Source organism: Corynebacterium sp. H127 (assembly GCF_037482665.1).
Classification (GTDB): Bacteria; Actinomycetota; Actinomycetes; order Mycobacteriales; family Mycobacteriaceae; genus Corynebacterium.
The window spans coordinates 22,075-47,858 of sequence record NZ_JBBHKY010000003.1; the positions used below are offsets into that span (position 1 = coordinate 22,075).

Annotated in this window: 25 protein-coding genes; 10 read left to right on the forward strand and 15 right to left on the reverse strand. The window is 56.7% G+C overall.

Going from position 1 to position 25,784, the window contains the following annotated elements:
- Positions 1-75 precede the first annotated feature (75 nt).
- Complete coding sequence (locus tag WG936_RS04090) at positions 76-1,590, reverse strand: acetyl-CoA hydrolase/transferase family protein (protein WP_339572189.1); 1,515 nt, start codon at positions 1,588-1,590, stop codon at positions 76-78.
- A gap of 238 nt (positions 1,591-1,828) precedes the next feature.
- Between WG936_RS04090 and dusB the strand changes: the two genes are divergently transcribed.
- Complete coding sequence (gene dusB / locus WG936_RS04095; RefSeq protein ID WP_339565356.1) at positions 1,829-2,974, forward strand: tRNA dihydrouridine synthase DusB; 1,146 nt, start codon at positions 1,829-1,831, stop codon at positions 2,972-2,974.
- A 73-nt stretch (positions 2,975-3,047) separates the two neighbouring features.
- Positions 3,048-3,788: a phosphate signaling complex protein PhoU gene (gene phoU, locus WG936_RS04100; protein ID WP_339565355.1), complete on the forward strand. Its 741-nt coding sequence runs from the start codon at positions 3,048-3,050 to the stop codon at positions 3,786-3,788.
- A 215-nt stretch (positions 3,789-4,003) separates the two neighbouring features.
- On the opposite strand, the gene pstB is transcribed toward phoU, so the two are convergent.
- The 5 genes from pstB to mshD all read right to left on the reverse strand — a co-directional run bounded on the left by pstB (position 4,004) and on the right by mshD (position 9,339).
- Positions 4,004-4,780 carry a phosphate ABC transporter ATP-binding protein PstB gene (pstB, locus tag WG936_RS04105; RefSeq protein ID WP_339565354.1) on the reverse strand — a complete coding sequence of 259 codons (777 nt, stop codon included), beginning with the start codon at positions 4,778-4,780 and terminating at the stop codon, positions 4,004-4,006.
- Positions 4,781-4,829: 49 nt separating this feature from the next.
- The gene (gene pstA / locus WG936_RS04110) at positions 4,830-5,753 is read right to left on the reverse strand and encodes a phosphate ABC transporter permease PstA (RefSeq protein WP_339565353.1); all 924 of its coding nucleotides are present in this window, start codon (positions 5,751-5,753) and stop codon (positions 4,830-4,832) included.
- 10 nt (positions 5,754-5,763) lie between these two features.
- Positions 5,764-6,825 (reverse strand): phosphate ABC transporter permease subunit PstC, encoded by a 1,062-nt coding sequence (pstC, locus tag WG936_RS04115; RefSeq protein WP_339572190.1) that lies wholly within the window; start codon positions 6,823-6,825, stop codon positions 5,764-5,766.
- 238 nt (positions 6,826-7,063) lie between these two features.
- The gene (pstS, locus tag WG936_RS04120) at positions 7,064-8,161 is read right to left on the reverse strand and encodes a phosphate ABC transporter substrate-binding protein PstS (RefSeq protein WP_339565351.1); all 1,098 of its coding nucleotides are present in this window, start codon (positions 8,159-8,161) and stop codon (positions 7,064-7,066) included.
- Between the two features lie 209 nt (positions 8,162-8,370).
- Positions 8,371-9,339, reverse strand: a complete 969-nt coding sequence (gene mshD / locus WG936_RS04125; RefSeq protein ID WP_339565350.1) for a mycothiol synthase — start codon at positions 9,337-9,339, stop codon at positions 8,371-8,373.
- Positions 9,340-9,376: 37 nt separating this feature from the next.
- Here mshD and WG936_RS04130 point away from each other — a divergent pair, with 37 nt between their 5' ends.
- Complete coding sequence (locus WG936_RS04130; protein ID WP_339565349.1) at positions 9,377-10,138, forward strand: LmeA family phospholipid-binding protein; 762 nt, start codon at positions 9,377-9,379, stop codon at positions 10,136-10,138.
- 34 nt (positions 10,139-10,172) lie between these two features.
- Complete coding sequence (locus WG936_RS04135) at positions 10,173-10,805, forward strand: FABP family protein (RefSeq protein WP_339565348.1); 633 nt, start codon at positions 10,173-10,175, stop codon at positions 10,803-10,805.
- Here the strand turns inward: WG936_RS04135 and WG936_RS04140 are convergent, their stop codons facing one another.
- Positions 10,806-11,687, reverse strand: coding sequence for an aminodeoxychorismate lyase (locus tag WG936_RS04140; protein WP_339565347.1), 882 nt, complete (start codon positions 11,685-11,687; stop codon positions 10,806-10,808). It abuts the gene before it with no gap.
- Between the two features lie 44 nt (positions 11,688-11,731).
- On the opposite strand from WG936_RS04140, the gene ygfZ reads away from it, so the two are divergent.
- Complete coding sequence (gene ygfZ, locus WG936_RS04145; protein ID WP_445227929.1) at positions 11,732-12,793, forward strand: CAF17-like 4Fe-4S cluster assembly/insertion protein YgfZ; 1,062 nt, start codon at positions 11,732-11,734, stop codon at positions 12,791-12,793.
- A gap of 229 nt (positions 12,794-13,022) precedes the next feature.
- Positions 13,023-13,235: a DUF3073 domain-containing protein gene (locus WG936_RS04150; RefSeq protein WP_339565346.1), complete on the forward strand. Its 213-nt coding sequence runs from the start codon at positions 13,023-13,025 to the stop codon at positions 13,233-13,235.
- Positions 13,236-13,542: 307 nt separating this feature from the next.
- Here the strand turns inward: WG936_RS04150 and purM are convergent, their stop codons facing one another.
- The 4 genes from purM to WG936_RS04170 all read right to left on the reverse strand — a co-directional run bounded on the left by purM (position 13,543) and on the right by WG936_RS04170 (position 17,409).
- Positions 13,543-14,613 carry a phosphoribosylformylglycinamidine cyclo-ligase gene (gene purM / locus WG936_RS04155; protein WP_339572191.1) on the reverse strand — a complete coding sequence of 357 codons (1,071 nt, stop codon included), beginning with the start codon at positions 14,611-14,613 and terminating at the stop codon, positions 13,543-13,545.
- A 40-nt stretch (positions 14,614-14,653) separates the two neighbouring features.
- Positions 14,654-16,153: an amidophosphoribosyltransferase gene (gene purF / locus WG936_RS04160; protein ID WP_339565344.1), complete on the reverse strand. Its 1,500-nt coding sequence runs from the start codon at positions 16,151-16,153 to the stop codon at positions 14,654-14,656.
- A gap of 72 nt (positions 16,154-16,225) precedes the next feature.
- Positions 16,226-16,942: a VIT1/CCC1 transporter family protein gene (locus WG936_RS04165; RefSeq protein WP_339572192.1), complete on the reverse strand. Its 717-nt coding sequence runs from the start codon at positions 16,940-16,942 to the stop codon at positions 16,226-16,228.
- A gap of 83 nt (positions 16,943-17,025) precedes the next feature.
- On the reverse strand, positions 17,026-17,409 hold the full coding sequence (locus tag WG936_RS04170) for a sterol carrier family protein (RefSeq protein WP_339572193.1): 384 nt from the start codon (positions 17,407-17,409) through the stop codon (positions 17,026-17,028).
- Between the two features lie 149 nt (positions 17,410-17,558).
- Here WG936_RS04170 and WG936_RS04175 point away from each other — a divergent pair, with 149 nt between their 5' ends.
- From WG936_RS04175 to WG936_RS04190, 4 genes are all read left to right on the forward strand, one after another.
- On the forward strand, positions 17,559-18,509 hold the full coding sequence (locus WG936_RS04175; protein WP_339565342.1) for an acyl-CoA thioesterase: 951 nt from the start codon (positions 17,559-17,561) through the stop codon (positions 18,507-18,509).
- A 402-nt stretch (positions 18,510-18,911) separates the two neighbouring features.
- Positions 18,912-19,334, forward strand: a complete 423-nt coding sequence (locus tag WG936_RS04180) for a lactococcin 972 family bacteriocin (RefSeq protein WP_339565341.1) — start codon at positions 18,912-18,914, stop codon at positions 19,332-19,334.
- 216 nt (positions 19,335-19,550) lie between these two features.
- The gene (locus tag WG936_RS04185; protein ID WP_339572194.1) at positions 19,551-21,419 is read left to right on the forward strand and encodes a hypothetical protein; all 1,869 of its coding nucleotides are present in this window, start codon (positions 19,551-19,553) and stop codon (positions 21,417-21,419) included.
- Positions 21,420-21,447: 28 nt separating this feature from the next.
- Positions 21,448-22,125, forward strand: coding sequence for an ATP-binding cassette domain-containing protein (locus WG936_RS04190; protein ID WP_339565339.1), 678 nt, complete (start codon positions 21,448-21,450; stop codon positions 22,123-22,125).
- 32 nt (positions 22,126-22,157) lie between these two features.
- On the opposite strand, the gene trhA is transcribed toward WG936_RS04190, so the two are convergent.
- The 4 genes from trhA to WG936_RS04210 all read right to left on the reverse strand — a co-directional run bounded on the left by trhA (position 22,158) and on the right by WG936_RS04210 (position 25,717).
- Entirely contained in the window at positions 22,158-22,844 is a 687-nt protein-coding gene (gene trhA / locus WG936_RS04195; RefSeq protein ID WP_339565338.1) for a PAQR family membrane homeostasis protein TrhA, read from the reverse strand.
- 151 nt (positions 22,845-22,995) lie between these two features.
- Positions 22,996-23,487: a glutathione peroxidase gene (locus WG936_RS04200; RefSeq protein WP_339565337.1), complete on the reverse strand. Its 492-nt coding sequence runs from the start codon at positions 23,485-23,487 to the stop codon at positions 22,996-22,998.
- 9 nt (positions 23,488-23,496) lie between these two features.
- On the reverse strand, positions 23,497-24,174 hold the full coding sequence (locus WG936_RS04205) for a DUF2334 domain-containing protein (protein ID WP_339565336.1): 678 nt from the start codon (positions 24,172-24,174) through the stop codon (positions 23,497-23,499).
- A 94-nt stretch (positions 24,175-24,268) separates the two neighbouring features.
- Positions 24,269-25,717 (reverse strand): cation:dicarboxylate symporter family transporter, encoded by a 1,449-nt coding sequence (locus tag WG936_RS04210; RefSeq protein WP_339565335.1) that lies wholly within the window; start codon positions 25,715-25,717, stop codon positions 24,269-24,271.
- Positions 25,718-25,784: the final 67 nt, after the last annotated feature.

Consider the following 25,784-nt stretch of genomic DNA (forward strand, 5'->3'; position numbering starts at 1 on the left):
CGAGCGCAAGCTTCGGCAGCAGAAAGCCCGGCCACCACTCGAACTGGAGGCCGGGCATTTCAGACTAAAACCGTGCTACTTCTGCATCGTTCCGGTTTCAAGGAAACGCTGGTGGAAGGAGAACGCGGTGGCCAGGTCATGCGGCGTCTGCATGATGCCCTTCTCCTGGGCGATCTTCAGGGCACGGTCGTAGTACTCCTCGAGCAGCGGACGGTAATCCGGGTGCGCCAGGGCAATGATCTTCTGAACGCGCTGACGCGGAGCCAGGCCGCGCAGGTCGGCGTAGCCGTACTCGGAGATCAGGACCTTGACGTCCTGCTCGGTGTGGTCAATGTGGGAGCAGAACGGAACGAACGCAGAGATAGCGCCGCCCTTGGCCACGGACGGGGTGATGAAGGAGGAGACGAAACCATTACGGGTGAAGTCTGCGGAACCGCCAACACCATTCATCATCCGGGAGCCGGAGACGTTGGTGGAGTTCACGTTGCCGTAAATGTCTGCCTCGATCAGGCCATTGGTGGCAATCAGGCCGAGTCGGCGGACAACCTCTGGGTGGTTGGAGATCTGCTGTGGACGCAGGATGATGGTCTCGCGGTACTTGGCAGCATCGCGGTTCATGTTCTCTGCGTACTCAGGGGACAGAGAGAAGGAGGTGGCGGAAGCAACAGTCATCTTGCCGGCGTCGATGAGGTCGACCATGCCATCCTGGATGACCTCGGTGTAGGCCTTGATGTTCTCGAACTTGGATTCCAGCAGGCCGGCCATAACAGCGTTCGGGACGTTGCCCACGCCGGACTGCATGATGTAGCCGTCATAAGTCAGACGGCCGGCGGCTACTTCGCCCTCGAGGAAGTCGAGGAAGTGGCCGGCGATCTGCTTGGAAGCCTCGTCGATCGGAGCGAACGGGGCGTTGCGGTCTGGCGCGTTGGTTTCTACAACTGCTACGACCTTGGACATGTCAATGTCGATGTAGGTGTTACCGATGCGCTGGCCCGGCTCAGTAATCGGGATCGGCTGGCGATTCGGCAGGCGGTTGATGCGGTAGACGTCGGCCATGCCCTCAAGGTTTTCGGACTGCCAGGAGTTGACCTCGATGATGATCTTCTCGGCGTTGTCTAGGTACTCTACGTTGTTGCCGACGGAGGATGACGGCACCAAGTGGCCCTCTTCGGTAATGCGGACGGCCTCGACGATGGCTACGTTCATCTGACCGAAGAAGCCCTGCTCGACGTACAGGCCAGATTCGGAAAGGTGGTAATCGGCGTAGAGGGTGATGCCCTCGTTGATCTTCTTACGCATGATTGGGTCGGACTGGTACGGGGCGCGGAAGCGGACGGCATCCGCCTCGGCGAGCACACCGTCACAGTCAGGTGCGGTGGACGCGCCGGTGAACAGATCGATCATGTACTCGTCACCCTTGGCGTGAGCGGCCTTTGCTCGCTCGGCGATCGCGGTAGGCAGAGCCTTGGGATAACCAGCACCAGTGAAGCCGGAAACGCCGACCTTATCACCGTGGTTCACAAACTGTGCGGCCTCTTCAGCCGTCATTACCTTGCCGCGAAGCTGGGCATTCGCAATACGATCAGACATTCATTCCTCCTAGGAGACTGAGCAGAACCCAGTAATTAATTAGTGACATAAGTCCCAAGTCACTGTGACTGTGGATACACAATGTACACGATAGCTTTGCACTCCACACTAGTTGACTCCCCCACTTCACACCCGGCGTTCACAAAACTTTGCTTCCCCGCTCGCCCGTTTTCCACCCGCTCTAGGGTGACGCGAAGTTCATTTGTAGTCTCCCGGCAAAAGCAGGACAATAAAGCACGTGTCATTGCAAATAGGTTCCCTGCGTCTGAATTCTCCCGTGGTACTAGCCCCCATGGCTGGCGTTACTAACATGCCCTTCCGGGTGCTGTGCCGAGAACAAGAACTGGAAAAGATGGGCTCCGTCTCCGGCCTCTACGTCTGCGAGATGGTGACGGCACGCGCCCTGGTAGAACGCAACGAGAAGACGTTGCATATGACAACCTTTGCCCCAAGCGAACAGCCTCGCTCGCTGCAGCTGTACACGACGGATCCCGAGTACACCTATCGAGCAGCGAAGATGATTGTCGATGAAAACCTAGCGGACCACATCGACATGAACTTTGGCTGCCCAGTCCCTAAGGTCACTAGGCGCGGTGGCGGCTCCGCCTTGCCTTATAAGCGACGCCTCTTTGGCAATATCGTGGCCGCCGCTGTTAAAGCCACCGCAGACTCAGACGTCCCGGTCACGGTGAAAATGCGCATTGGCATCGATGAAGAGCACCACACGCATCTCGACGCCGGCAGGATTGCCGTCGAAGAAGGCGCAGCTGCAGTCGCGCTACACGGGCGAACTGCCGCGCAGCGGTATTCCGGTAGCGCGAACTACGAAGAGATTCGCCGCTTGAAAGAGCACCTAGCTCACACCGGAGTACCGGTCCTCGGCAACGGCGACATCTTCGCGGCTTCCGATGCCAGCCGCATGATGAGGGAAACCGGCTGTGATGGCGTGGTCATCGGCCGCGGTTGCCTGGGCCGACCGTGGCTCTTCGCCGAGTTGTCTGCAGAACTCCAGGGCGTCGATAAGCCTGCTCCGCCAACACTGGGCGAGGTCACCGCCATCATTTATCGTCACGCGGAACTGTTAGCTGAACACAACGGCGAAGAACACGGACTTCGCGAGCTCCGTAAGCATATGGGTTGGTACATGCGAGGTTTCCCCGTCGGCGGCGAACTGCGAGCCGATCTCGCACGGATTTCGAGCCTCGCAGAGTTGCAGGCACTGTTGGCACCGCTGGCGGATTCGGCGGCGCTTGCCGACGACGCTGAGGGGCCACGGGGACGCCAAGGATCTCCCGGAAAGGTTGTCCTCCCAGAAGGCTGGCTCGATGATCCGGAGGATGAAACTGTTCCACTGGGAGCAGACATCATGCACTCCGGCGGTTAAAATCATGCCCCGAAGTGCAACAATTTGATTGAGGACGCGACAAGAACCGCAGGAACACCTATAGTTTATATTCATGCGGACCGCTTATAGACAACATTTGGACGCCTTCGCCCATGACCTGATCGTGTTATGTGGCACTGTCCAGACGGTCATGGACAAAAGCCTGCAAGCTTTGCTGGAAACTGACTTGCAAGCTGCAGAAGATGCCCTCTCAATGACCGAAGAGCTAGAGGAGATTCAGCAGCGCTGCGAGCAGCGCGCGGTGGAGCTACTCGCCACGGAGGGGCCGCTAGCGCGCGATCTACGTCAGGTCATCTCTTCGATCTACATCGTCGATGATCTCGCCCGGATGGGGGCCTTGGCGCAACACGTGGCTAAATCTGCCCGGCGTCGCCACCCAGCGAGCGCCGTGCCACAGCCACTGCTGCCGTATTTCGCGGAAATGGCCCGCTTAATCTCCGAGATGGGCGAGAAGGTTCATTACCTGTTGGAGAACCCAGATGCGGACATCGCGATGGTGCTCGTCACTGATGATGACTTGGTGGATGACATTCACGGCCACTTGATGATTATGTTGACTCGACGTGAGTGGCCTTACTCCACCGTCGAAGCGGTGGATGTCGCGCTATTGGGACGCTTCTTAGAACGCTATGCGGACCACTCCGTGAACGTTTCGGAGCGCATCGTCTATCTGACTACCGGGCTGACGCCGACCGAATATCAGGAGCGCCGGAGCCAAGAGAAGGAAGAATCAGATTGGGCGAAGCGCTTCACCGAGCTGGAGGCTCGCTTCAACTCCGATTCTCCCCGCTAAACCGCGGCCACACGAATAGATAGGGTGACTCCACAAAAATCGGAAGTCACCCTATCTGTATTTCGTGCTCTAAGGATCCTGCACGTTGCCCGGTGCTGCGTCTTCAGGCAGCGCCACACTGCCGATACAACACCGAACAAGATTATGGAGAGAAGGCCGGGGCCCTCCCAAGGCTATGAGGCACCCAGGGAAAACTTGGGTGCGGTGGCGAAGAACTATCCGAATCGACCCGAGATGTAGTCTTCGGTTTCCTTCTGATCTGGATTCTCGAAGATCTTCTTGGTCGGGCCAACCTCCACGAGCCGGCCAGGCTTACCAGTAGCTTCGAGCGAGTAGAAGGCCGTCTGGTCCGATACGCGAGCAGCCTGCTGCATGTTGTGAGTAACGATCACAATGGTGAAGTCTTCCTTCAGCTCATGGATCAGGTCCTCAACCGCGAGAGTGGAAATCGGGTCCAGCGCGGAGCATGGCTCGTCCATGAGCAGCACCTCAGGCTCAACAGCAATCGCGCGAGCGATGCACAAGCGCTGCTGCTGGCCGCCAGAAAGGCCGCCACCTGGCTTATCCAGGCGATCCTTCACTTCTTCCCATAGGTTGGCTCCGCGGAGGGAACGCTCAGCTACTTCCTTCAGCTTGGCTTTGTTCTTTTCGCCAGATAGCTTCAAACCGGCAACAACGTTCTCTTCGATGGACATCGTTGGGAATGGATTCGGCTTCTGGAACACCATGCCGATGGTGTTGCGCACGGATACTGGGTCCACCTTTGGGCCATAGATGTTCTCGCCATCGAGCAGGATTTCGCCAGTAACGTGAGCGCCCGGGGTGACCTCGTGCATCCGGTTGAGAGTACGCAGCACGGTAGATTTGCCACAGCCGGAAGGCCCGATGAATGCAGTAACGGACTTTGGTGGCACGTGCAGGTCTACATCCTGAACTGCGTGGAAATCGCCGTAGTAAATGTTGACGTTCTTCAGATCGAGGCTCTTAGCCATCGGTGTCTCCTTGAAAGTTTTGAATGTTTTCGAAAGCGAGGGGAAGAAGTTACTGCTTAACCGAGAACTTCGCGGAAATGATGCGTGCACCGATGTTGAGCACGGCGATGATGACGACCAGGGTGAAGGCGGCTCCCCACATTTTGTCCATGACTGGCTGAGTGGAACCGGCCTTGTACATGTCCAGCATCATCAGCGGGAGTGAGGACTGCGGAGCCTTCATTGGGTTCCAGTTGATGGCCTGAGTGGACCCCACCAGAATGAGCACTGGAGCGGACTCACCCATCACACGGGCGATGGCGAGCATGACACCAGTGACAATGCCGGAAAGTGCGGTCGGCAATACGATCTTGGCAATGGTCTTCCACTTTGGTACGCCGAGGGCATAGGAAGCCTCGCGTAAATCCTGTGGCACCACCCGAAGCATTTCTTCCGTATTGCGGACAATCACGGGAACCATCAACAGCACCAAAGCCAGCGCAACTGCGATACCGGAGCGTTCGAAACCGAAGAGGACGATCCACACCGAGTAAATAAACAATGCGGAAACGATGGATGGAACACCGGACAGAATATCAACCATAAAAGTGGTGATCCGGCCCAGTCGGTTGCCATTGGAGTATTCCACCAAGTAGATAGCGGTAAAAATTCCAATCGGAATGGAGACGATTGAGGTGATACCTGCCTGAACGAAGGTGCCGATAATCGCGTGAGCAGCACCACCGCCAGGGAGGGTGTAAAGGACACCCTTTTGAGACTTCGCCCACCAGTCAGCATTGAGAACGGGGCCAAAGCCCTTGGAGATCACTTCATACAGCACCCATACCAACGGGATGAATGCCAGGAACATGGCAAAGTAGATAATGCCTGCTGCGATCGCATTGGTCGTTTTGCGCCTCGAGGAGATGTGCGTGAACGCAGACTTCTGGCCCAAAGGTGCGTCTGCAGTCTGAGTGTCTACAGCGTGTGACATATTCAGTTACCTAACTCTTCTTCTTAACAACGGCACGGGCTGCAGCGTTCACAAGGAACGTCAGGAAGAACAGGACCAAGCCTGCGGCGATGTATGCGCCGGCTTTCATGTCGTTGTTGAACTCAGGTGCAGCGTTAGCAATGACGGTTGCGAAGGTCGTGCCGCCGTCGAAAAGCGAAGCACGGAACGCGGAGGACGGGGAAACAACGAGGTACAGCGCCATCGTCTCACCGAGCGCGCGGCCAAGGCCGAGCATACTGCCGGAGATGTAACCTGACAGGCCGAATGGCAACACCGTGAGCTTGACGACTTCCCAACGGGTGGCACCCAAAGCGAGAGCGGATTCGATGTGCCCCTTCGGGGTCTGCACGAATACTTCGCGGGCCGTCGCAGCGATGATCGGCAGGATCATGACTGCGAGCACTATGCCACCAGTGAGCATGTTTCGCGAGGTAGCGAAAGAAGGAGAATTGGCGTAATGAGCAAACAGGAAGAAACCGTTACCCCAGCTATTGATCCACTCGAAGAATCCCGAGAGCGCCGGGCCGAGAATCTTGGCGCCCCAGAGGCCGTAAACGATCGAGGGAACTGCGGCAAGGAGATCAACCAAGAATCCGAGCGGCTTCACTAGGCGCTTCGGTGCGTAGTTCGAGAGGAAGATGGCAATTCCAAGCGCAACCGGCATCGCGATAATGAGCGCCACGATCGAGACCGTGAATGTCACCGCTAGCAGGTTTGGGATACCGAAGTACATCGCGGAGGTGTCCGCAGTGTTCCAGTCGCCGGAGTAGGTGAAGAAGCCACCGATACCGTTAGCGTTATTGGCCATTGACGGGACAGCGCGCCACAAGAGGAACACACCGACGGCGCCGATAATGATCGAAATGGTAAATGCGGAAGCGGTGGAGAGGAATTCAAAGATTCGATCCCCAGGTCGCTTCACCGAACCAGAGTTGGTTGCTACGGGAGCAGGAGGCTTAGCGTGGCCTGCACCAGTAGTGGTTGCGATGACATCGTCACCGCGGTCCTCTCTGATGAGGTCTGCGCTCTGGCCAGCAAGTTGTTCAGCCATGCGGGAGAATTTCCTTAGAGCTCTAGTGATGTGGGTGTTACCGGTGAGGATCAACAACCTGAGAGTGGCGATCGGACCTATTTTCTTCAGATCCGAGTTTCTTTTGGCTGTGCTACTGATACCCACCAAAGTGCCCCCGTTGGATTGATGCTCAACGGGGGCAGTGGTGCCCCAGCAATTGTTGGGACATTCGGGAAGTGGTCTCAGTTGAGGTCGATCACTCCCCAATGCAAGTTAGTTACTTGATTGCGTCGACAGCTGCGGTCAGCTTGTCCTTGAACTCACCGGAGACTGGGATATACCCCAGAGCCTCGAGGTCGGAGCTCTGGTTAGCCAGGGCAACCTTCAGGAAGTCCTTAACTCGGCCGGAGGTCTCAGCGTCGTAGCCAGCGGAGCAAACGATTTCGTAAGTGGTGAGTACGAGTGGGTACGCACCAGCTTCCTTCATTTCGAAGAGCTTGGTGGAATCCACAACCATGTTGTGGCCCTCGCCCTTGTACTCCACCTTTGCCAGCGCCTTATTGACGGTCTCAGAGTTGAGCTCAACTGGGCCATTGCCGAAGTCTAGGTCGGCGATACCAAGCTCAGCGTCCTTAGCAAAGCCGGACTCTACGTAAGTAATGGCACCTTCGGTGGCCTTTACTTCACCAACAACACCCGTGGAGCCGTTAGCACCTGCACCGGTAGCTGCTGGGAAGGACTTGCCTGTGGTCTCCCACACGCCATTGGAGGTGGCCTTCAGGAACTTCTGGAAGTTATCGGTGGTGCCGGACTCCTCGGAACGGTAGACAACCTTGATGGAGGTGTCCGGGAGCTTCGCGTCCTTATTAACCTCAGCAATTGCAGGATCGTTCCACTTGGTGATTTCGCCCTTGAAGATCTTGGCGGTCAGCTCTGGGGTGAGCACTACCTTGTCAACGCCTGGCAGGTTGTAGGCAACTGCAACTGGGCCGACAACCATTGGCAGGTGCCAAGCGTCATTGCCACCACAGCGCTGCTTAGCAGCCTCTACCTGATCGTCCTTCAGTGCAGAGTCGGAGCCACCGAACGCAACCTGGCCAGCGATGAACTGCTTCTGGCCGGAGCCGGAACCAGATGGGGTGTAAGCGAAGGTAGCGCCGGAAACTGCTTCAGAGTACTTGACACCGAAAAGGTCAACAGCCTTCTGCTGAGAAGAAGCACCCTCAGCTACCAGCTGACCGGTGGTGCCGGACAGGCCCTCGACTTTGGTACCAGCATCGGTACCTTCTGAGCTTTCAGAGCAAGCGGTCAGGGCGATAGAACCAGCGGCGACGGCGCCTAGAACAGCGACGGTGCGCTTGAAGTTGCGAATCACGGGATTTCCTCCGGTGCAGTAATTTGGATTTTTTGGACAACGCCCTGACTGTCGGCGCGGACCGACTGCCTCACGATGCAGGAATCCTGCGTGACGTTGCTTCGCTTAGCAACCTAAGGGTTTCAAGTTTCTAAAAGGAACCGGCAAGGTTAACTTTTGGTGAATTTGAGTTTCGCCCAGGGAACTTTGCACACTTAAGTCCCTTAGTTTCAGCCCCTTCCCTGTGCGCAAAACCGGTACACGGCGTGGGTTTCTGCCAGGAAAAACCCAAGCTTTTCATAGGCAGTCACGGCTGCGAGATTGTCCGCCTCGACATACAAAATTACCTGTTCAGAACAGTTTTCCTGCAAGAAATTAATGCCCGCCAGGATGATTGCTTTGCCCAGCCCCTTGCCGCGTACAGCATCAGCTAGTCCAACCACATAAACTTCACCCGGAGTTTCCCCCACATTTACCTGTTGTGACTTAACGCACTTAGTCCAATGAAAACCCACCAACTGTGGGGAGTTCTCCCCCGTTTGCCCCTTTCCGAGTACCCCCGGTAGACCCCACAACAAGAACACGCCATCGGGATCAAACCACTCCACCTCTTGCGCCCGCTGCCAACGCGAAGGCTCCCAATTACCTTGCTCGGGATGCCAAGCGAAAGCTTCATTATTTACGCGGAGCAGCTCCGAATCAGCGAAAGCCCCGAAACGCTCCCGGGAAGCATTGAGCGTCAGCAACTCGAAACCTGGAGGGATGTGCGCAGAGGCAACGTGCTCCTCCAACCGCATCACCAACAATTCTCGCGTTTTTTCTGCGGAGAACTTCTGCGCAAAATCTATTGCTGCCTGCAGGTTTCCATGTGCCCAAAGATCAACCCGCCGCCATCGGCCCATCGCCGCGCGCAGCAATTCAGTTGCGATGGCTTGGCGCCGCCACCCCGGATCCACCACGAGTTCAGCTACCGCCCCTTCTGGAGTCACCTCAGCCGCCAGCAGACCGACGGGCTTCCCTTCGACACTGAGCACTAGGTGTTGCTGGCCGATTCTTGCGTCGCTAAGTCCAAGCAAGAACTGCTCGGAAAGCGGAGCCACCTGATCGTTCGCCTCCGCCCGGGCGATCAGCTCCGTGACCCCTTCCGCCATTTCGGGTTGTTCGGAAAGGCTAGTTAATACCGGTGTTTCAGCAGTCATACCCACCGAGGGTAACGCATCCGGTAAGAATAAAGACGTGAAGATTTCCTCCCGGTTCGCCACAGCCCTCGGCATCGTTGCTGTCCTGCTGGCACTGTTGTGGGTCGCAGACAACGCACTCGCCATGCGCGCGGAGCGAACCATTGCCAAAGACGCACAGGCCCACTCGCGGCTCAGCGTCGCCCCGCGCATCTATGTGGGCGGCTTTCCCTACTTTGCCAATATTTGGCGGGAGGCAACACCGACCCTGACTGCGGAAATGCTAGACGTCGACGTCCCTGGGTTTGGAATGGTGAACGCACGCACCGAGGTCACGGATCTTGAAATGGACCGTAAAGAGATTTTTAGCGGCAAGCTCAGCGAGGTGCCCGCAAAATTGGTTGCCCGCAACCTGCGCCTCGATGGAGTAGCGATGGGCCAGCAATTAGGGATCACAGACCTCGACATCTCCAACCCCTATGACATCTCGCCTTCTGGCGGCCCCTCCTCGGAGGTGCAGCTCACAGGCACTCCGGCAGGCTTTGAGAAGCCGATCACGGTCGTCGCAAAGCTGCGGATTTCTGACACCACCATCGCGATGTCACCGGACCGCTACCTCAACGTCCCTCCCGGCCGGGAAAAGGATGCCCAGGATGCGTTCAGTTGGACCATCGACAGCCGCACACTACCGCTGCCCTCGTTGACTAACCGCGTGTACTGCAGCGGCGGTTCCATCTACTTTGAGACGGAACAGCGCAACACCACCATCGACGCCAGTAATCTCTCCCCAATCTCTAAGCCTGCTACATATCTGCCTTAGCAACGGACCCCACCGCACCGCTAGGCTATTAGTCATGAGTGAAACCCCAGAGAACAAATTGAGCGGTTCTGACGCGGTAAACCTTGCGGCTGAGCAATCCAAGCAGACTGCGGATCGCAACATTCCCGGCCTTGGCGAGCTGCCAATTCCGGATGACACCGCAAATCTGCGCCACGGCCCAAACCTGCACGATGGACTGCTGGCGCTACTACCTCTGATCGGGGTCTGGCGCGGCGAAGGTCAAGCAGACACCGCCGTGGACGGGCAATACAGCTTCGGTCAAGAAATCACTTTTGCACACGACGGCGAGAACTACATTGCCTACAATTCTCGGCAGTGGAAGCTGGACGAGGACGGCAATGCCGCCGGACCAGATATGCGTGAGACGGGTTTCTTGCGTATTGATCTCAACGATGAGATTGAGTACATCGTGTGCCATTCCACCGGCGTAGTAGAGATCTTCTATGGCAATCCACTCAACGAGCGCGCGTGGCAGCTGGAGAGCGCCTCCACCATGGTGACGGCGTCGGGACCGTCTTCGCTTGGTCCGGGTAAGCGTCTTTATGGGCTGCTGCCTACCAACGAGCTGGGCTGGGTCGACGAGCGCATGGTCGCTGGGGAGCTGCGCCCTCGGATGTCTGCACAGCTCAAGCGTGTGATCGGCTAGCTAGCACTTCTCGAGCGCGCGCTGCAGCATCCGGCGCGCAGCTTCGAGGTCACCCGCCGGCTTGAGTTTGTGTTCGTCTAACTGCGTCACAAGGACTGCACCGCGTGTTGACGACACCAGCCACACACTCTCAGACTTGAGCAAGTCCGAAACCTCTAGATCTTTGGTCTTCGCAGTCCACCCTTTCTTGACCGCGTACTCAAAGATCCCTGCCTGGGTAGTGCCCGCGAGGATCTCTCCACCCGGGGTCGGGGTGCGCAGTTTTGTACCTCGCACGCTGATGATGGTGGAGGTGGCACCTTCTAGGACGCGGTCCCCATCCCGAAAGATGACGTCATCAAAGCCCTGCTGGCGGGCGTACCGCAACGCGGCCATGTTCTCCACGTATCCCAGGGTTTTGGCTCCCGCGACACTCCATGGCGCGGATTCGGTGAGTTGGTAGCCTCGTGGCCCGGTGAGTACTTTCACCCCTTCCTTACGCTGTCGATAGATTTCATCTGACAGCGGTTTAACCACTAGCCAAGTCGTAGGAAGATCCGGCCGGCTCGCGCGCCCTCGTGACATGGTCCAGGTACAGGCGCCCTCGAGAGGGCCGTTCTTTTCTGCCCACTGTGCTGCAGCTTCCTCGGTCGCATGGATCCAGTGCTGGCTATCAGGCACAGGGAGCCCCAAAATGGCCGCTGACCTAGCGAACCTCTCCGCATGCTTGTGCAAGTTCTTTGCTTTTCCATCGATAATGCGGATGGACTCAAAAACGCCATCGCCACGGGTGACAGCAGCGTCATCCCAAAAAATCATCGGCAGGGCCAAGCTGTGTTCGCGGGTTGACCCGCCGAAGGGCTCCAGAATGTAGATCAGAGGGGCAACAGCATGTGTGCTCATGCCTCCTAGGCTACGCTGCTTTGACTCGCGCTAACATCGTTTGTGTGGCTAACCTAAACTCGCAATTGTTGTCCCGTCCGCACGCCGCAGCGCTGCAGGAGCCATCGCCAGTGGATCACGAGGGGGTCGCGTGGCACTACGGTGCCCCGCTGGTGGAACAGCGCGTGATCGAAACCGGAACAGGCGTGGTAGATCGTTCCCAGCGCAGCATCATTTCTGTTGCCGGCCCAGACGCTCCGACTTTCCTCAACAACTTGCTCTCCCAGAAGCTCGACGATGTCCTGCCGGGCTTCTCCGCGCAGGCACTCGACTTGGACGGTCAGGGGCGCGTTCTGCATCATGCGGACATCACGCGTACCGAGGACACCTTTTACCTTGATGTTCCTCGGGCGCAAGCAGCCTCACTGATGAGCTACCTGCAGAAAATGGTGTTTTGGTCCGAGGTGACGATCAGCGAGACGAACCTCGCACTGCTGACGCTCCTCGGCGCCCCCATCCCGCTACCCGACTGCGCATTCTCCCGCGAGGTGAATTGGGCGGGCCCACGCCGTGTTGATCTCGCCGTCGACCGCACGCTTATCGACGCCACTGTTTCCCAACTCGAGGCAGCAGGCGCAACTCTTATCGGCCTGATGGCCTTCACCGCGGAACGCGTGAAAGCGCTGGAACCTGAGCTAGCCGCTGACCTCGACGACAAGTCAATCCCCCACGAAGTCCCCAACTTCATCGGCTCAGAAAGCAATCCTGCAGCGGTACACCTGGCCAAAGGCTGCTACCGAGGACAAGAAACCGTCAGCCGCGTCCATAACCTCGGGCGCTCCCCCCGGGTACTCGTGCTCGTCCATCTCGATGGCTCCGCCCCAACCCTGCCAACCACTGGCGCTGAGATCACTGCGGGTGGCCGCAAGGTAGGCAGACTGGGAACTGTGATCGATGACTGCGACCTCGGGCCCATCGCCCTTGCATTAATTAAGCGCTCCGCCCTAAGCAGCGAGCTACTGATTGGTGACGTCTCCGCTGCCGTCGATTCAGCTTCGCTGCCTACCGATGACACCACGGAAAGACCCGGACGCGCAGCCATCAACCGACTACGAGGCCAGTCCTAATTACTCCCGCCGTGGGGGTAGCAACGCTTTCGAGGCCTGTTTTAACAAAAAAGCAGTCATGACCAGAACAGGACCCAGGAAAATGCCCAACATCCCGGCCGGTCATAGCCCCGTTTGAGCATTTTTCGTCACTACCCGCTATTGTGTCTTACAGGAATACACACATATAGATATTAAGCCCTGGGGAGACGAATTTCGTCTGCCCCGTTTACTCCAAGGGGGTCAGGCCATGGGTCGCGGCCGTGCCAAGGCTAAGCAAGCCAAGGTTGCTCGTCAGCTAAAGTACAACACGCCGGATATGGATTTGGACTCGCTGCAACGCGAGTTGTCGGGAAAGGCTAGCCAGGATACCTCCTACAGCCAGCCCGATGACTACGAGGATCCATACTCCGAGTGGGTAGAAGACGAATGGGAAGATACTCCTGAATCTGGGCGCAAATAAGCGCTCAATAACTCTCAAAGCGTGTAACGAGGTAAGAGAAAAACTCTCTTACCTCGTTTTCTCGTGTTCACTGCGCCTGTTCTGCCTACACACGCGTCCCAGTTGTGCTTTGGAATGCCGATCGGAGGGCTTTCGAGGGTTCGTGCGCCGACGTCGAATTTCTCACACCGGAAGGTCGCAAATCAGCGAAAAACCTCCACACCGAATGACAAATTCCACATAGCGCGCCCAAACCCCCGAAAAGCATCAAACCCACCCCTCGCAGCCTGGATCAGGAAGCAAAAGGTGGGTTCTCAAAAAAGAGTGCTTAGGCGTCTGGGTGAGAATCCTTCAGGATCGCCCGCTCGGTCTCGCCTTCGGCGGCCGCACGCACGGTGCCTAGCTCCCAGGCATCGATGTGGCGAGCTGTGAGCATCGCCAAGGCGCGATCACGATCGGCTGCTGCGACTACTGCGACCATACCGACACCCATGTTGAAGGTCTTTTCCATCTCTTCCCGAGGCACCTGCCCGAGCTTTTCGATGGTGCGGAAAATTGGGCCCGGGGTCCAGGTGCTGCGGGACATTTCTGCAACCATGCCTTCGGGAATGATGCGAACCATATTTCCTTCGAGTCCGCCACCCGTGACGTGGCAGAAAGTGTGCACTTCGCATTCGGCAGCCAGTGCTAGGCAGTCCAAGGCGTAGATCTTGGTTGGCTCGAGCAGCTCTTCGCCGAGCGTGCGTCCGAGTTCTTCCATGTGCCCGTCGAGAGGCAGGGCGGCCTTTTCTAGCAGCACGTGGCGAGCCAAGGAGTAACCATTAGAGTGCAGGCCAGAGGACTTCATTGCGATCAAAACGTCGCCGGCACGGACACGGTCTGGGCCGAGTACATCTTCCGCCTCGACGACGCCGACTGCGGTTGCGGAGACATCGTAATGTGAAGGTTCCATTACGCCAGGATGCTCTGCAGTTTCACCGCCGAGGAGAGCACAACCTGCCTGCACGCAGCCTTCTGCGATTCCGGAAACGATTTGCGCAACATGCTCTGGCACAACTTTGCCGATGGCAATGTAGTCCTGCAGGAATAGTGGCTCGGCGCCACAGACCACCAGGTCATCCACGCACATTGCTACCAGGTCGATGCCGATGGTGTCGTGTTTGTCCATGGCCTGAGCGACTGCGAGCTTGGTGCCCACACCGTCGGAGCCTGCTGCGAGCAATGGCTCCTTGTATTTGCCCAGCGCGAACAACCCGGCAAACCCACCTAGGCTTCCCCGAACCTCAGGGCGGGTGGCTCGCTTAGCCAATGGCGCGAACAGCTCGACTGCGCGGTCGCCAGCTTCGATGTCGACGCCAGCCGCAGCGTACGAGGTTACTTGTTCGTTGGATTCGGTCATTGGGAAGTTCACTTCTCCTGGATGTGGTGGGTAAAGAGTATTAGTTGTCAGCCTGCATGGTCTTGACGAGCTCCGCATTTGCGTTGCCTTCCGGCAAGCCCAGCGGGTAATTGCCATCGAAGCAAGCGCAGCACAGATTGCTGCGCTCTTGTTCGGTCGCTCCCACCATGCCTTCGACGGAAACGTAGCCGAGCGAATCAGCTCCGAGGGCAACGCGCACGGAATCAACCATGGCGGCCTCGTCATTGCTATCTACGTTATTCGCAATGAGCTCGCCCGGCGAGGCGAAGTCGATGCCGTAGAAGCATGGCCACTTCACAGGTGGCGACGCAATGCGAACATGCACCTCGGCAGCGCCAGCTTCACGAAGCATCCGGATCAGGGCGCGCTGGGTATTGCCGCGCACGATGGAATCATCCACAACAACGAGCTTCTTACCAGCAATTTCTGCTTTAAGCGGGTTCAGCTTCAACCGGATACCCAACTGACGAATCGTCTGGGTTGGCTGGATGAAGGTACGGCCCACGTAGGCGTTCTTCACCAATCCGAGGCCAAAAGGGATCCCCGAAGCTTGCGCGTATCCGACAGCTGCCGGGGTACCGGAGTCCGGTGTCGGCATGACCATGTCGGCCTCTGCCGGCCATTCCGCCGCTAATCGACGGCCAATCTCAACGCGACTCGCATGGACGGAGCGTCCCGCAATCACCGAGTCTGGACGGGCCAGATAGACGTGTTCAAAAACGCACAGCTTGCGCTTGGGTTCTGCGAAGCGGACTGAATGGATGCCGGCGGCGTCGATACGCAGCAGCTCACCTGGCTCAACATCGCGCACGAAGGAAGCTCCGACAATGTCGAGTGCGCAGGTTTCGGAAGCCACGACCCAGCCAGAGTCGAGGCGCCCGATGGACAGCGGGCGGACGCCGTGCGGATCCCGGGCTGCGTAGAGGCTGTTGCCATCCATGAAGGTCAGGCAGAATGCACCCTCGATACGCGGAAGCAATTCTTTAGCTGACTCAAAGATGGTTTTGCCGTCGCGCGCATTGTGCGCCAGCAGGGCGGTCATGATGTCCGAATCAGAAGGCTGCGTCGCCTTCTTAACCAGGCCAAGTTCGGCAGCCTCATCCAATAGCTCAAGGTAGTTCACCAAGTTGCCGTTGTGCCCCAGGGCTACGTCAACGTCGTTCGGGGTGACGCGGTACATCGGCTGGGAATTCTCCCAGGACACACCGCCGGCAGTTGAGTAGCGGGTGTGCCCCACTGCCAGATTTCCCTTGAGGGCGCTGAGAGACTGCTCGTCAAAGACCTGCGAAACTAAACCAAGATCTTTGAATACGACAATGGAGTCGCCGTCACCTACCGCAATGCCCGCCGCTTCCTGACCGCGGTGTTGCAAAGCGTATAGGCCGTAATAGGTGAGTTTTGCGACATCTTCGCCCGGAGCCCACACGCCGAATACGCCACACTCTTCACGAGGGGCGTTCTCACCGTGGTCATCAAGATCCGGACGGATAAAAGTACCGTTGTCTACCACGGTGTTCATCGTAGCCTGTCTAGCCCTCAACTACCATAACGCCCAGCCGACCCCCGAAAACAGGCTCCGCGTTGAGCGCCGCTAGGCCACCGAAACGCCGAATAGCCAGCCGATCACATAGGTAATTACCAGCGCCAATGCGCCGCCGACGAGCAGCCTGGTAATTGAACGAGACTTGCTGGATTCAGAGACCTTCGCAGATAGACCACCGGTGATGGACAACGCCAAAAGCGTGCCAACCAAAATCACCCACACCTTCACGCCAGCCGGAGCAAACATCCCGCACAGGAATGGGATCAACGCGCCGACCACAAAGCTAATCGCACTGGAACCGGCGGCCACCCACGGATCAGTAAAGTCCTCGGCATCCATGCCAAGTTCCATATCCAGATGAGCAGCCAGCGCATCGTGTTCTTCCATTTCAGTGGCCGCCGCCTCAGCGGTCTGGTAGGACATACCCTTTTCCTCGAGAATCCCAACCAACTCTGCGTGCTCTTGCGCCGGGAATCTACTCAACTCCCAGCGCTCCTTTGCCACCAATTGCTGCTCGGTGTCTCGCTGCGCGGAAACAGAGACGTATTCGCCCAACGCCATCGAAACAGCACCGGAGACAACCGCCGCCATGCCAGCCGTCATCAGCTCCTTAGAGCCCGCTCCGGACGCAGCCACACCCATCAGCAACCCGGCCACAGAGACGATGCCGTCGTTGGCGCCGAGCACCCCGGCGCGCAGCCAATTCAACTTGGAATTGACGTTTGTCGCGTGTGGTTCAAAATACTCGACCGTCTGATCTAGCATCGCTATCCCTACCCTTTTGTGAATTTGTCAACCACACAAAGGATAGATGGTATTTCCGCAGGTCACAACGAAGTTTAGGCTACTCAAACTAAGGGTAGCCAGTGCGAAATCTCATTCGCGCGGGTACCGGAGGCCTCGATATGGCCGTCGCTAAGCGCCTGCTCAAAGGTCACCGCACCAGCAGCCAGGCGCAGCCAAATCTCTGGCCGCATCTCAACAACGTTGGGCGGAGTGCCCCTTGTGTGCCGCGGGCCCGCTATGCATTGGACAGCGACGAACGGTGGCACCCGGACTTCGACGCTATGCCCAGGGGCCACATGCTCCAGGGTGCGTGCAGTCAGGCGCACAGCTAGCGCAAGTTCTGCGCGACTGGGTAACGGCTGCATGTCTGGATCGTCAATCCAGGCACGCACTCTCTGGACCGCTTCCCTAGTTTCCCCTGGCTCTGGGGCCGATCGCTTCAACAATTTCTTCCCTTAAACTTGTACCCACTCATCCCAGCGAGGGTACCTAGAGTTAACATGTTTATGTTCAATTGCGCAGTACACAACCGCCACGTCCCCACAGGAAGCCCACAACATTGTCAAATAGAAATCCAGCCGTCACCCTTCGATTCATGGCAGCGCCAACCGACGTCCTCATGGCCGGAAACCACGGAGTCAATGGTGGTCGCGTGCTGGAATGGATCGACAAGGCTGCCTATGCCTGCGCCACCTCCTGGGCCGGCACCTACTGTGTCACTGCCTACGTGGGCCACATTCACTTCTTCCGCCCGATTCCCTCTGGCCACATGGTGGAAGTGCGATCCCGCATCTCCATGACCGGCCGATCCTCCATGCACATTGTCAACGAGGTCTACTCCGCCGATCCACGCGAAGGCATCTACACCCGTGCTTGTGATTGCCTCGTCATCTTCGTCGCCAAAGACACCGAGACCGGCAAAGCTGTCGAGGTGCCAAAGTACGAACCACAAACCGAGGAAGAACAACGCGTCTACGAGGCGGCCCTCTCTCGAATCGAGTTGCGCAAAGCGATTGAGGAGGAGATGGAAAAGCAGACCTACGACGGCCCTTCCGACGCGCCTCGCCTGATCACCCGTTTCCTGGCAAAGCCTACCGACGTCAACTGGGGCGGAAAAGTGCATGGCGGCACCGCCATGGAGTGGATCGACGAAGCAGGAGCTGCCTGCACGATGGAATGGTCCGGCGAGCACACCGTTGCTGTTTACGCCGGTGGTATCCGCTTCTACCGCCCCATCCAGATCGGCGACCTCATTGAAGTCGATGCCCGCCTGATGCGAACTGATTCCCGCGGCATGCAAATGTCGATTCACGTACGCTCCGGTGCCCCTCGTGGTGGCCGCTCCGCCCTACAGACCGCGATCCACGCAACCGTGTCCTACGTGGGCGTGGATATCGATGGTGTGCCGCTGCCTGCTCGCCAGTTTGTACCAAAAACAGAGGAGGATCTTCGCCTCTACGAGCACGCAGCCAAGCTACGCGCGTTGCGGGGCGAATACTCGCCTAAGCCGCTTACTGAACAGAAGTCAGTGCTTCACGTGGATTAGTGTGCACCAAAATTTGCCCCGCCCTAGTCAAGGCGGGGCAAATTTTTTTCTGGCTAGAACAAGATCCTCTTCCACCATTGCATATACATCAGATTTCCCAGCCAACCAAAATTACACCCAGTTGGGGGGCGTTAATTAATTTCTCCAGAATCCTTGCCCACATAGTTAGGCAAGGTTAACCTACAGTCACCGCCCTATCAAAAGAACTTAATGTTCAATATTGGGCAGATTGCATCCCCCTAGGCGTGTCAGATAAATCATCCCAAATTGTGCGACTCAATCCTCTGATCGATTTAGGGAGAACAGTCGCAACGATCGAGACCTTGGGAATGTGGTCTCGATGCACGGTTTCACATTGACACTCCGCCAATCCCCCACCACACACCAGAAGGAGAGTTTCCCATGACCGTACGACTCAACTCGCAGCTGAGAAAACTCACTATTGGCGCCGCCATCGCCACAATCAGCGCCATGACAGCGCTCGGAAGTGCAGGCTTTGCTGGCGCCACAGGAGACCAAGCACTACCCGAGAACACAACCGAATGGGGAAGCGAAGTCGCAGATGACAACGCAGGCATTGTGCAACCACGTGCAACAGACCATCCGGAAGGAGGAACGTGGAACTACGGCACTACCGGCCCTAATGGCGGTGGAGTCGTGTACTCAGATTTTCTCCATGACTCTCGACCACACGGCTCATCAGTCACCAACGCACACGGCGAAACAGATCGAAGCGCCGTATTCACGGGTGGCGCTTGGTCTCACGCAGAACTACCAGCCGTTGAAAACGAAGTTGATCAATCTTTTTACTGGTTTGCTGACTAGTTAGTCCCAAAGATTGTTCATCTGAAACTACTGCAGGCGAGAAGAGCGTCCCAAACAGGAAACAGTTTTTCTCGCCTGCACAAACATACTCTGAAAGCCGAAATGCACTGGTTGTTACGCTTAGCACTTCTTTTCAACATCGCAATTGCTGTGACACTTGCCGGCCAGTTTTCCCTAAAAGTTGAAGAGAATCATCCCTTTGGGGCCGATGGGCAAATGTCCGTGATGGATTCTGGTACGTCAGATATCGAAACGCTAGTAAGCCTTGCCAACCAGCATCAGGTGCAGCTGGCAAAGGTGTCCTACACGAACGAAACAGGTGCCCCACATCGCGTGATCGCGGTGCTGAATCCTAAGACCCGCCTACCGGCCGGAGAGACTGCACCATCCCCAGATTCCGCATATGCTGAGTATGGCTTTTCCACCACCGACGTACAACACATGCCCGCCGAATATGCCTCCCCCTTAGGAAAATGGACGTTGTACGGGGCCAGCAGTGACGTCAGTACATTCATCACGACTGCAGAAGAATACTTCTCAGTAAGTGCGGACAGCTCAACCGTAGCTGCATCATTGCTTTCCAAGGAATATTTTTCCGATCCGCTCTGGTTTCTACAGGTCGGCGGCGTGCTTGCCGTGTTTGTTGCTGCACTAGTGTCGGCTTCGACAACCTCCCGCGTCAGAGCCGTCAAGTCTCTACACGGGGCACAGCCACTCACAATTACAGCAACCGAATCTGCCCGCTACCTGCTGTTTGGGCTATTGACAGTCCTCCTAGGTTGGGGAGCGTGGGCTATCGTCGGACTCCTTGGGTGGGGAGGCACCCAGCTTTTCGCTTTCCCCGGCCTAGTGTTCGCTTTGATAGTGGCAATCGTCGGAGCACTCGCAGGTTGTGCAACTTCAGCAGCAGTGGGGATTGTTGTTACCGCAGTGCCGCGTGTTCTGGACCAGGTTAAAGGCAAGCGTCCGTTGGGAATCGTGTTCCTGGCATCCACAATCACACTTGCGCTAGTACTCAGCAGTGCCTTCATCGGACTCGGCTACTCTGAGTCAGCGTTGCGTCAGGCCCACTCTGCGAAACAGGCGGCCGCCTATACGAACGAGGGGCCCGACGCTTTTGAGATTGCGCTTTGGGGCACCAAAGAGTCAGAGGTGCGCACCGCACTACCTGCATGGCGCTCGTTCGTTGATGCAGCCGACAGCGATAACCGCCTATTTCTGAGCGCACTAGACCTACCAGGCCGGTCTCCTTACATCACCGCACCACGACCATGCATCGTTCTTAACCCCACGTCTGCTCAGCACCTGGGGCTGCTCGATACCCCGCTCCCATCGAACAGTGCTCGCATTCTCGTGCCACCATCTCAAAAAGATCAAACTGAGACATTGAAATCCGAGGTACGAGACAGACTTCAGTTTGAGCGGCAGCTAGACTCACGCCACGGCATCTCGACGACAATCCCGCTGGCAGACGTTGAAGCTCAAGAATATGACGCTGACTCACCTATTTCGATATTTGCCACCGGAAACCGCACTCTCCCACCCGGACCGGTATTCGACCCCATAATTCTGATCATTCCCACAGGAGCTCTTTCCTCCTACTCCCACATTTCATTAACCTCTAGTGGTGCCGAACTCTTTGCGTTTGAGAAGGAAGAACTTCTACATAAATTGAGAGAAAACGCTGCTCACAGCTTAGTGGCATGGTTCGAACAACCTCAAGATTCCGCTCGTGCACAATTAGTCGAAGCTCAACAAAGAATTGTGCATCATGCAATTTCTACCAGTATTCTCACGCTTATCACTGCGAGCATTGGGGCGCTGCTCGCTGCAGTCTATGCAGAACGACGACGTCAGCCACTATTCGTCCAACACATACATGGTGCCCCATTATGGCGACGATACGGATCCTTCTTCCTATTGACTCTGCCCCTTACAGCTATCGCTTTCACGCTGGGGCCGGCATCCACACTCATCGGTTGGTGTGCACGAATCGTGGTGCTTTGCCTATCTCTTGCTGCGGGAGGCCTTGCCCTTAGAAGGCGAGAACAAACTCTCAGCCTCGAAATGATCAAGCACCCCTAGCAACTGACAAAGGTATTCAAAACTCATTATGCATAACTCAGACCTATTCGCGGATCTTCGGCCCGCTTCTGCTCCACTGCATGGACGTTCGCTTTGCAAAGACATCGGCAAGAGAGCACTTTGGCACGATCTCGACCTCACCATGCAACCCGGAACGATTACTGCCATCACGGGTCGCAGTGGCGCTGGCAAGACCACCTTGTTGAACACGCTCGGATTGCTTGAGCCACTCACCTCCGGAACCGTTGTTTATGGAGACCAAACGTGGAGCGACTTCTCCCGAAGCCGAGTCCGAAAGCTCTATCGCAACACCGTAGGCTTCCTTTTCCAGAACTTCGCACTGGTGGAAAACTGGAGCATCGAGAAGAACCTCAACCTTGCGCTAGCGTCCTCTGGCACACCTCGACGGGATCGCCCGCAATCTCTCGACTCTGCGTTGTCCGCAGTCAATCTCACATGCGGCTTGGACACCCCGGTTTACACTCTCAGCGGTGGTGAGCAACAACGGGTAGCTATCGCGCGCCTCTTACTCCATCGACCACAAGTGGTTTTTGCAGATGAGCCTACTTCCGCGCTGGATACTGACAACGCCACCAACGTGACCGAGCTACTCCGCAGGTTCGCCGACAACGGCGCCATAGTTGTAATCAGCACCCACAATCCAGACACTGCGCGAGCATCCGACCAACTTATCCATCTAGGCTAGCCGGCAGCATAGAAGGGCTACCACTTCCTCAGCTACGCAGCCACCACAACTATCATCCAGATAGCCACAAGGTGAACCACCGCTGCAATGATGGTGGCGGCGTGGAAGTGCTCGTGATAGCCGATAATGCGCGCGTTGCGGCCAGGCCACTTAAAGCCATAAACCAGCGCCCCAAGCGAGTAAACAACCCCACCAACGAATATCAACCAAACTACCGCTGGCCCGGCACTTCTCCATAGTTGCGGAACAAGTGGCACGATAATCCAACCAAGGGTGAGGTAAACCACCACATCTAGCCAGCGGGGATGCCTGATCCACACCACATTGAGTATCACTCCAGCCAAGGCCCCCAGCCAGGCGATGCCCAAAATCCATGAGGCAGTAACCCGATCAAAGGACAATAGACATAGTGGTGTGTAGGTAGCTGCAATGAAAATGGCGATTGTTGCATGATCGGCACGGCGCCACCACTGCACCGTGTGACTGCTTTGCCACGGGCCTAGATGATAAGCGGCCGAAATCCCAAAGAGCAGAAAACATCCGACGGCGTAGACCGTCACGCCCACAGCCTCGAGGTGAGGAAGCATGAGCCACGCATAGGTGGCAAGCACCGTACCCGAGACCAAGCTGAGCACGCTCGCTATGAAATGAAACCATCCTCTAGTTTTCGGTCGCGGGCCGCGATCAAGTCGCTGGCGAACCGTTTCAGTTAAGGACATACTGGCCTATCTTACGTTTCGGTAAATTTCTGTGCCCTATTTGTTTCTAGCCGATACCGCCCTAGCAGGGACTAGCGCCGATTTTCTCACCCCGCGAGGAAGGATCCGCACGATTTTGAACTCTCCGAAGTGACAAAATCGGCATGTACACCTAAACCGGCAAGTTTTCCTCAATCATCTCCACGATTGCATCATCTTCCGGTTCGGTGCGAGGACGAAACCTGCCGATTACTTCCCCGGACGGCGAAATGAGGAACTTCTCAAAGTTCCACTGCACATCTCCGGCTTCTCCCTCAGCGTCTGAGGTTTGCTTCAGGATTTGATAGAGCGGATGCGTATTGTCACCGTTGACGTCGGCCTTTGTCAGCATCGGGAACGTCACGCCATAGTTGCGGGAGCAGAAGGTTGCGATTTCCTCGTTCTTGCCGGGTTCTTGTTCACCGAACTGGTTGCATGGCATTCCGAGGACGAAGAAGCCTCGCATTGCGTATTCGTCAAAGAGCTGCTGTAGCCCCTCGTACTGGCCGGTGAGTCCACATTCGCTGGCGGTATTGACCACCATGATGAGGTGACCTGCCCAGTCCTGGAGAGTGGTGGTGCGGCCGTCGATAAGCGTTACTGGCGTGTCATAGATCGAAGTCATGCCCCTACGCTAGCGGAAGTCGCGGTAGTCCCGCGGCGCTATGTCCAGCTCGAGAGCTCGATCCACGGCGACTTTGAAGTCCTTTACCGTCTTCTTGTCCGACAGGTTGCGCGCGGAAATCGACAGACGCACGGTCCGCCCTTTGGCTGCGTTGCGTTCCACGGCGCGGATGATGTTGCGGCGCCACCATTTAGCAGCGCCGTAGCCCTCACCGAAGGATAGATTTCGCGTTTGGGTAAAGTCTCCGGTCTCCAGGTGATGAATGCCGCGTGTCGATGACACCAACGTGAAGCCGAATTCCGGCAAGACCTGCAGGGTACCTTCTGACAGGCGCCAGCGCGGTGGTGCAAACAAATCGAGGTCAAAACCCATCTTCGACATTTGCCGAGTAGCGCCAGCCAGCCGCAGACGAGCTTCGTGAGACTCGAGGTTTGCGAATTCCGCGCGTCGGCCCTGAACTGCCTGATCAAATCCATTGAGAATCAGAGCGCGGTCCTGCTGTTGTTGCGCTATGAGCCAGGAGCGGGTGCCTTCATCTTTTGCAAGGTGCCAATTGCCGTCGATATGCGGCGCCACCAGCAAGGACACGGGGACACAACGGTCATCAAGGTGATCGATCAGCGATTTTGCGTCTCCACATGTGGCATCAAAGATACTCGAGATTGAAACCAACAGTGTGCCACGCATGCAGGATATTATCCCACGGCTTTATCAGTTTGTCTCGGCAAGTAGAAAGCGAAAAGCGCCCTCCGAAGAGAGCGCTTTAGGTCGGGGAAAGTCACTAGTGCTTGTATGCGTCCAAGTCCACCTGAGGAGTCGGCTGCAGGTTCAGGTTCGGAGAGTTCTCTACCTCTGGGTTGCGAAGGTCAACGTGGGTATCGTCCGGCGCAGCCATGTAAGGAACTTTTCCGTCAAGAACATCGTGGACACGCTGTTTATCGATGGTCTTGGTCCAGGTGCCGACCAGCAAGGTGGCTACAGAGTTACCAGCGAAGTTGGTCAGTGCACGGGCCTCGGACATGAATTTGTCGATGCCCATGATGACGTCCACACCACCCAACAATGCGGGAGAGTGTGACTGCAAACCGGCAGCCAAGGTAGCGATACCCGCACCAGAAACGCCAGCGGCACCCTTAGATGCAATGATCATGAACACCAGCAGTCCGATTTGCTCGCCAAGACTCATCGGCATATGCATCGCATCCGCGATGAAGATGGCAGACATCGTCAGGTAAATCGCGGTGCCGTCCAAGTTGAAGGAATAGCCAGTGGGAACGACGATACCGACGGTAGACTTGTCCACACCTGCATGCTCCATCTTACGCATGAGGTTGGGCAGCGCAGATTCTGAGGAAGAAGTCGCCACGATGAGGAGAAACTCACGGCCGAGGTACTTGCACAATTTGAAGATGTTGAAGCCACCAAACACCTTGAGCACCAGGCCAAGAACCACGAACACAAACAGGAAACAGGTGATGTAGAAGGCCAACATCAATACTGCAAGTTCTTTCACAGCTGCCATACCTGAGCCGCCAACAACGCCCGCCATTGCACCGAACGCACCAATCGGTGCCAACCACAGAATCATGTTCAGAATCTTGAACACAACCTTTTGCAGATGCGCGACAAATCCCAAAATCGGCTCACCCGCGCGGCCCATGGACTGCACTGCAAAACCGAACAGCAGGGCGATGAACAATACTTGGAGAACAGAGCCCTCCGTGAATGCGGAGAACATGGTTTTCGGAATAATCGACTGAATGAAGCCGACCATTCCGGTTGCCTTTTCAGGGTCCGGTACGGACTTGGGGTTATCCGTTGGGGCGATATTCAGATTTGAGCCCGGCTCAATGTAATTACCGACCAAAAGCCCCACTGCCAAAGCAAAGGTGGACATCGTAACGAAATAAGCCAGCGCAATACCACCAGCTTTTCCAACGGTTGCAGCGGAGCGAACCGAACCAATGCCCAACACGATAGTGCAAAAGATCACGGGAGGAATGATCATCGTAATCAGTTGGATAAACATCTTGCCGACGATTCGCCAGGACTCAGCCCGTTCGGGAGCAACGAGACCAAAGGTGATTCCGGCAATAATGGCAACAACCACCATGATGTACAGCCAGTGAGTACGGTCTTTGCGCGGCTTGTTTGGTTCCGCGATCTTTGGCAGTGCTGTGGCACCGGTACCGGTTACTACCGGCTGCGCGATCTTGTCTTGATCAGACATGGTTGTGTTGGATCCTTCTACGAACGACCGCCGAAACTTCCGTTACAAAATTCCAGTAGTCACTAAT

Coding starts and splice junctions, on each gene's coding strand:
- WG936_RS04090 (WP_339572189.1), bottom strand. CDS start 1,590: ATGTCTGATCGTATTGCGAATGCCCAGCTTCGCGGCAAGGTAATGACG.
- phoU (WP_339565355.1), top strand. CDS start 3,048: ATGCGGACCGCTTATAGACAACATTTGGACGCCTTCGCCCATGACCTG.
- pstB (WP_339565354.1), bottom strand. CDS start 4,780: ATGGCTAAGAGCCTCGATCTGAAGAACGTCAACATTTACTACGGCGAT.
- pstA (WP_339565353.1), bottom strand. CDS start 5,753: ATGTCACACGCTGTAGACACTCAGACTGCAGACGCACCTTTGGGCCAG.
- pstC (WP_339572190.1), bottom strand. CDS start 6,825: ATGGCTGAACAACTTGCTGGCCAGAGCGCAGACCTCATCAGAGAGGAC.
- mshD (WP_339565350.1), bottom strand. CDS start 9,339: ATGACTGCTGAAACACCGGTATTAACTAGCCTTTCCGAACAACCCGAA.
- WG936_RS04135 (WP_339565348.1), top strand. CDS start 10,173: ATGAGTGAAACCCCAGAGAACAAATTGAGCGGTTCTGACGCGGTAAAC.
- WG936_RS04140 (WP_339565347.1), bottom strand. CDS start 11,687: ATGAGCACACATGCTGTTGCCCCTCTGATCTACATTCTGGAGCCCTTC.
- WG936_RS04150 (WP_339565346.1), top strand. CDS start 13,023: ATGGGTCGCGGCCGTGCCAAGGCTAAGCAAGCCAAGGTTGCTCGTCAG.
- purM (WP_339572191.1), bottom strand. CDS start 14,613: ATGACCGAATCCAACGAACAAGTAACCTCGTACGCTGCGGCTGGCGTC.
- purF (WP_339565344.1), bottom strand. CDS start 16,153: ATGAACACCGTGGTAGACAACGGTACTTTTATCCGTCCGGATCTTGAT.
- WG936_RS04165 (WP_339572192.1), bottom strand. CDS start 16,942: ATGCTAGATCAGACGGTCGAGTATTTTGAACCACACGCGACAAACGTC.
- WG936_RS04175 (WP_339565342.1), top strand. CDS start 17,559: ATGGCAGCGCCAACCGACGTCCTCATGGCCGGAAACCACGGAGTCAAT.
- WG936_RS04180 (WP_339565341.1), top strand. CDS start 18,912: ATGACCGTACGACTCAACTCGCAGCTGAGAAAACTCACTATTGGCGCC.
- WG936_RS04185 (WP_339572194.1), top strand. CDS start 19,551: ATGTCCGTGATGGATTCTGGTACGTCAGATATCGAAACGCTAGTAAGC.
- WG936_RS04190 (WP_339565339.1), top strand. CDS start 21,448: ATGCATAACTCAGACCTATTCGCGGATCTTCGGCCCGCTTCTGCTCCA.
- trhA (WP_339565338.1), bottom strand. CDS start 22,844: ATGTCCTTAACTGAAACGGTTCGCCAGCGACTTGATCGCGGCCCGCGA.
- WG936_RS04200 (WP_339565337.1), bottom strand. CDS start 23,487: ATGACTTCGATCTATGACACGCCAGTAACGCTTATCGACGGCCGCACC.
- WG936_RS04205 (WP_339565336.1), bottom strand. CDS start 24,174: ATGCGTGGCACACTGTTGGTTTCAATCTCGAGTATCTTTGATGCCACA.
- WG936_RS04210 (WP_339565335.1), bottom strand. CDS start 25,717: ATGTCTGATCAAGACAAGATCGCGCAGCCGGTAGTAACCGGTACCGGT.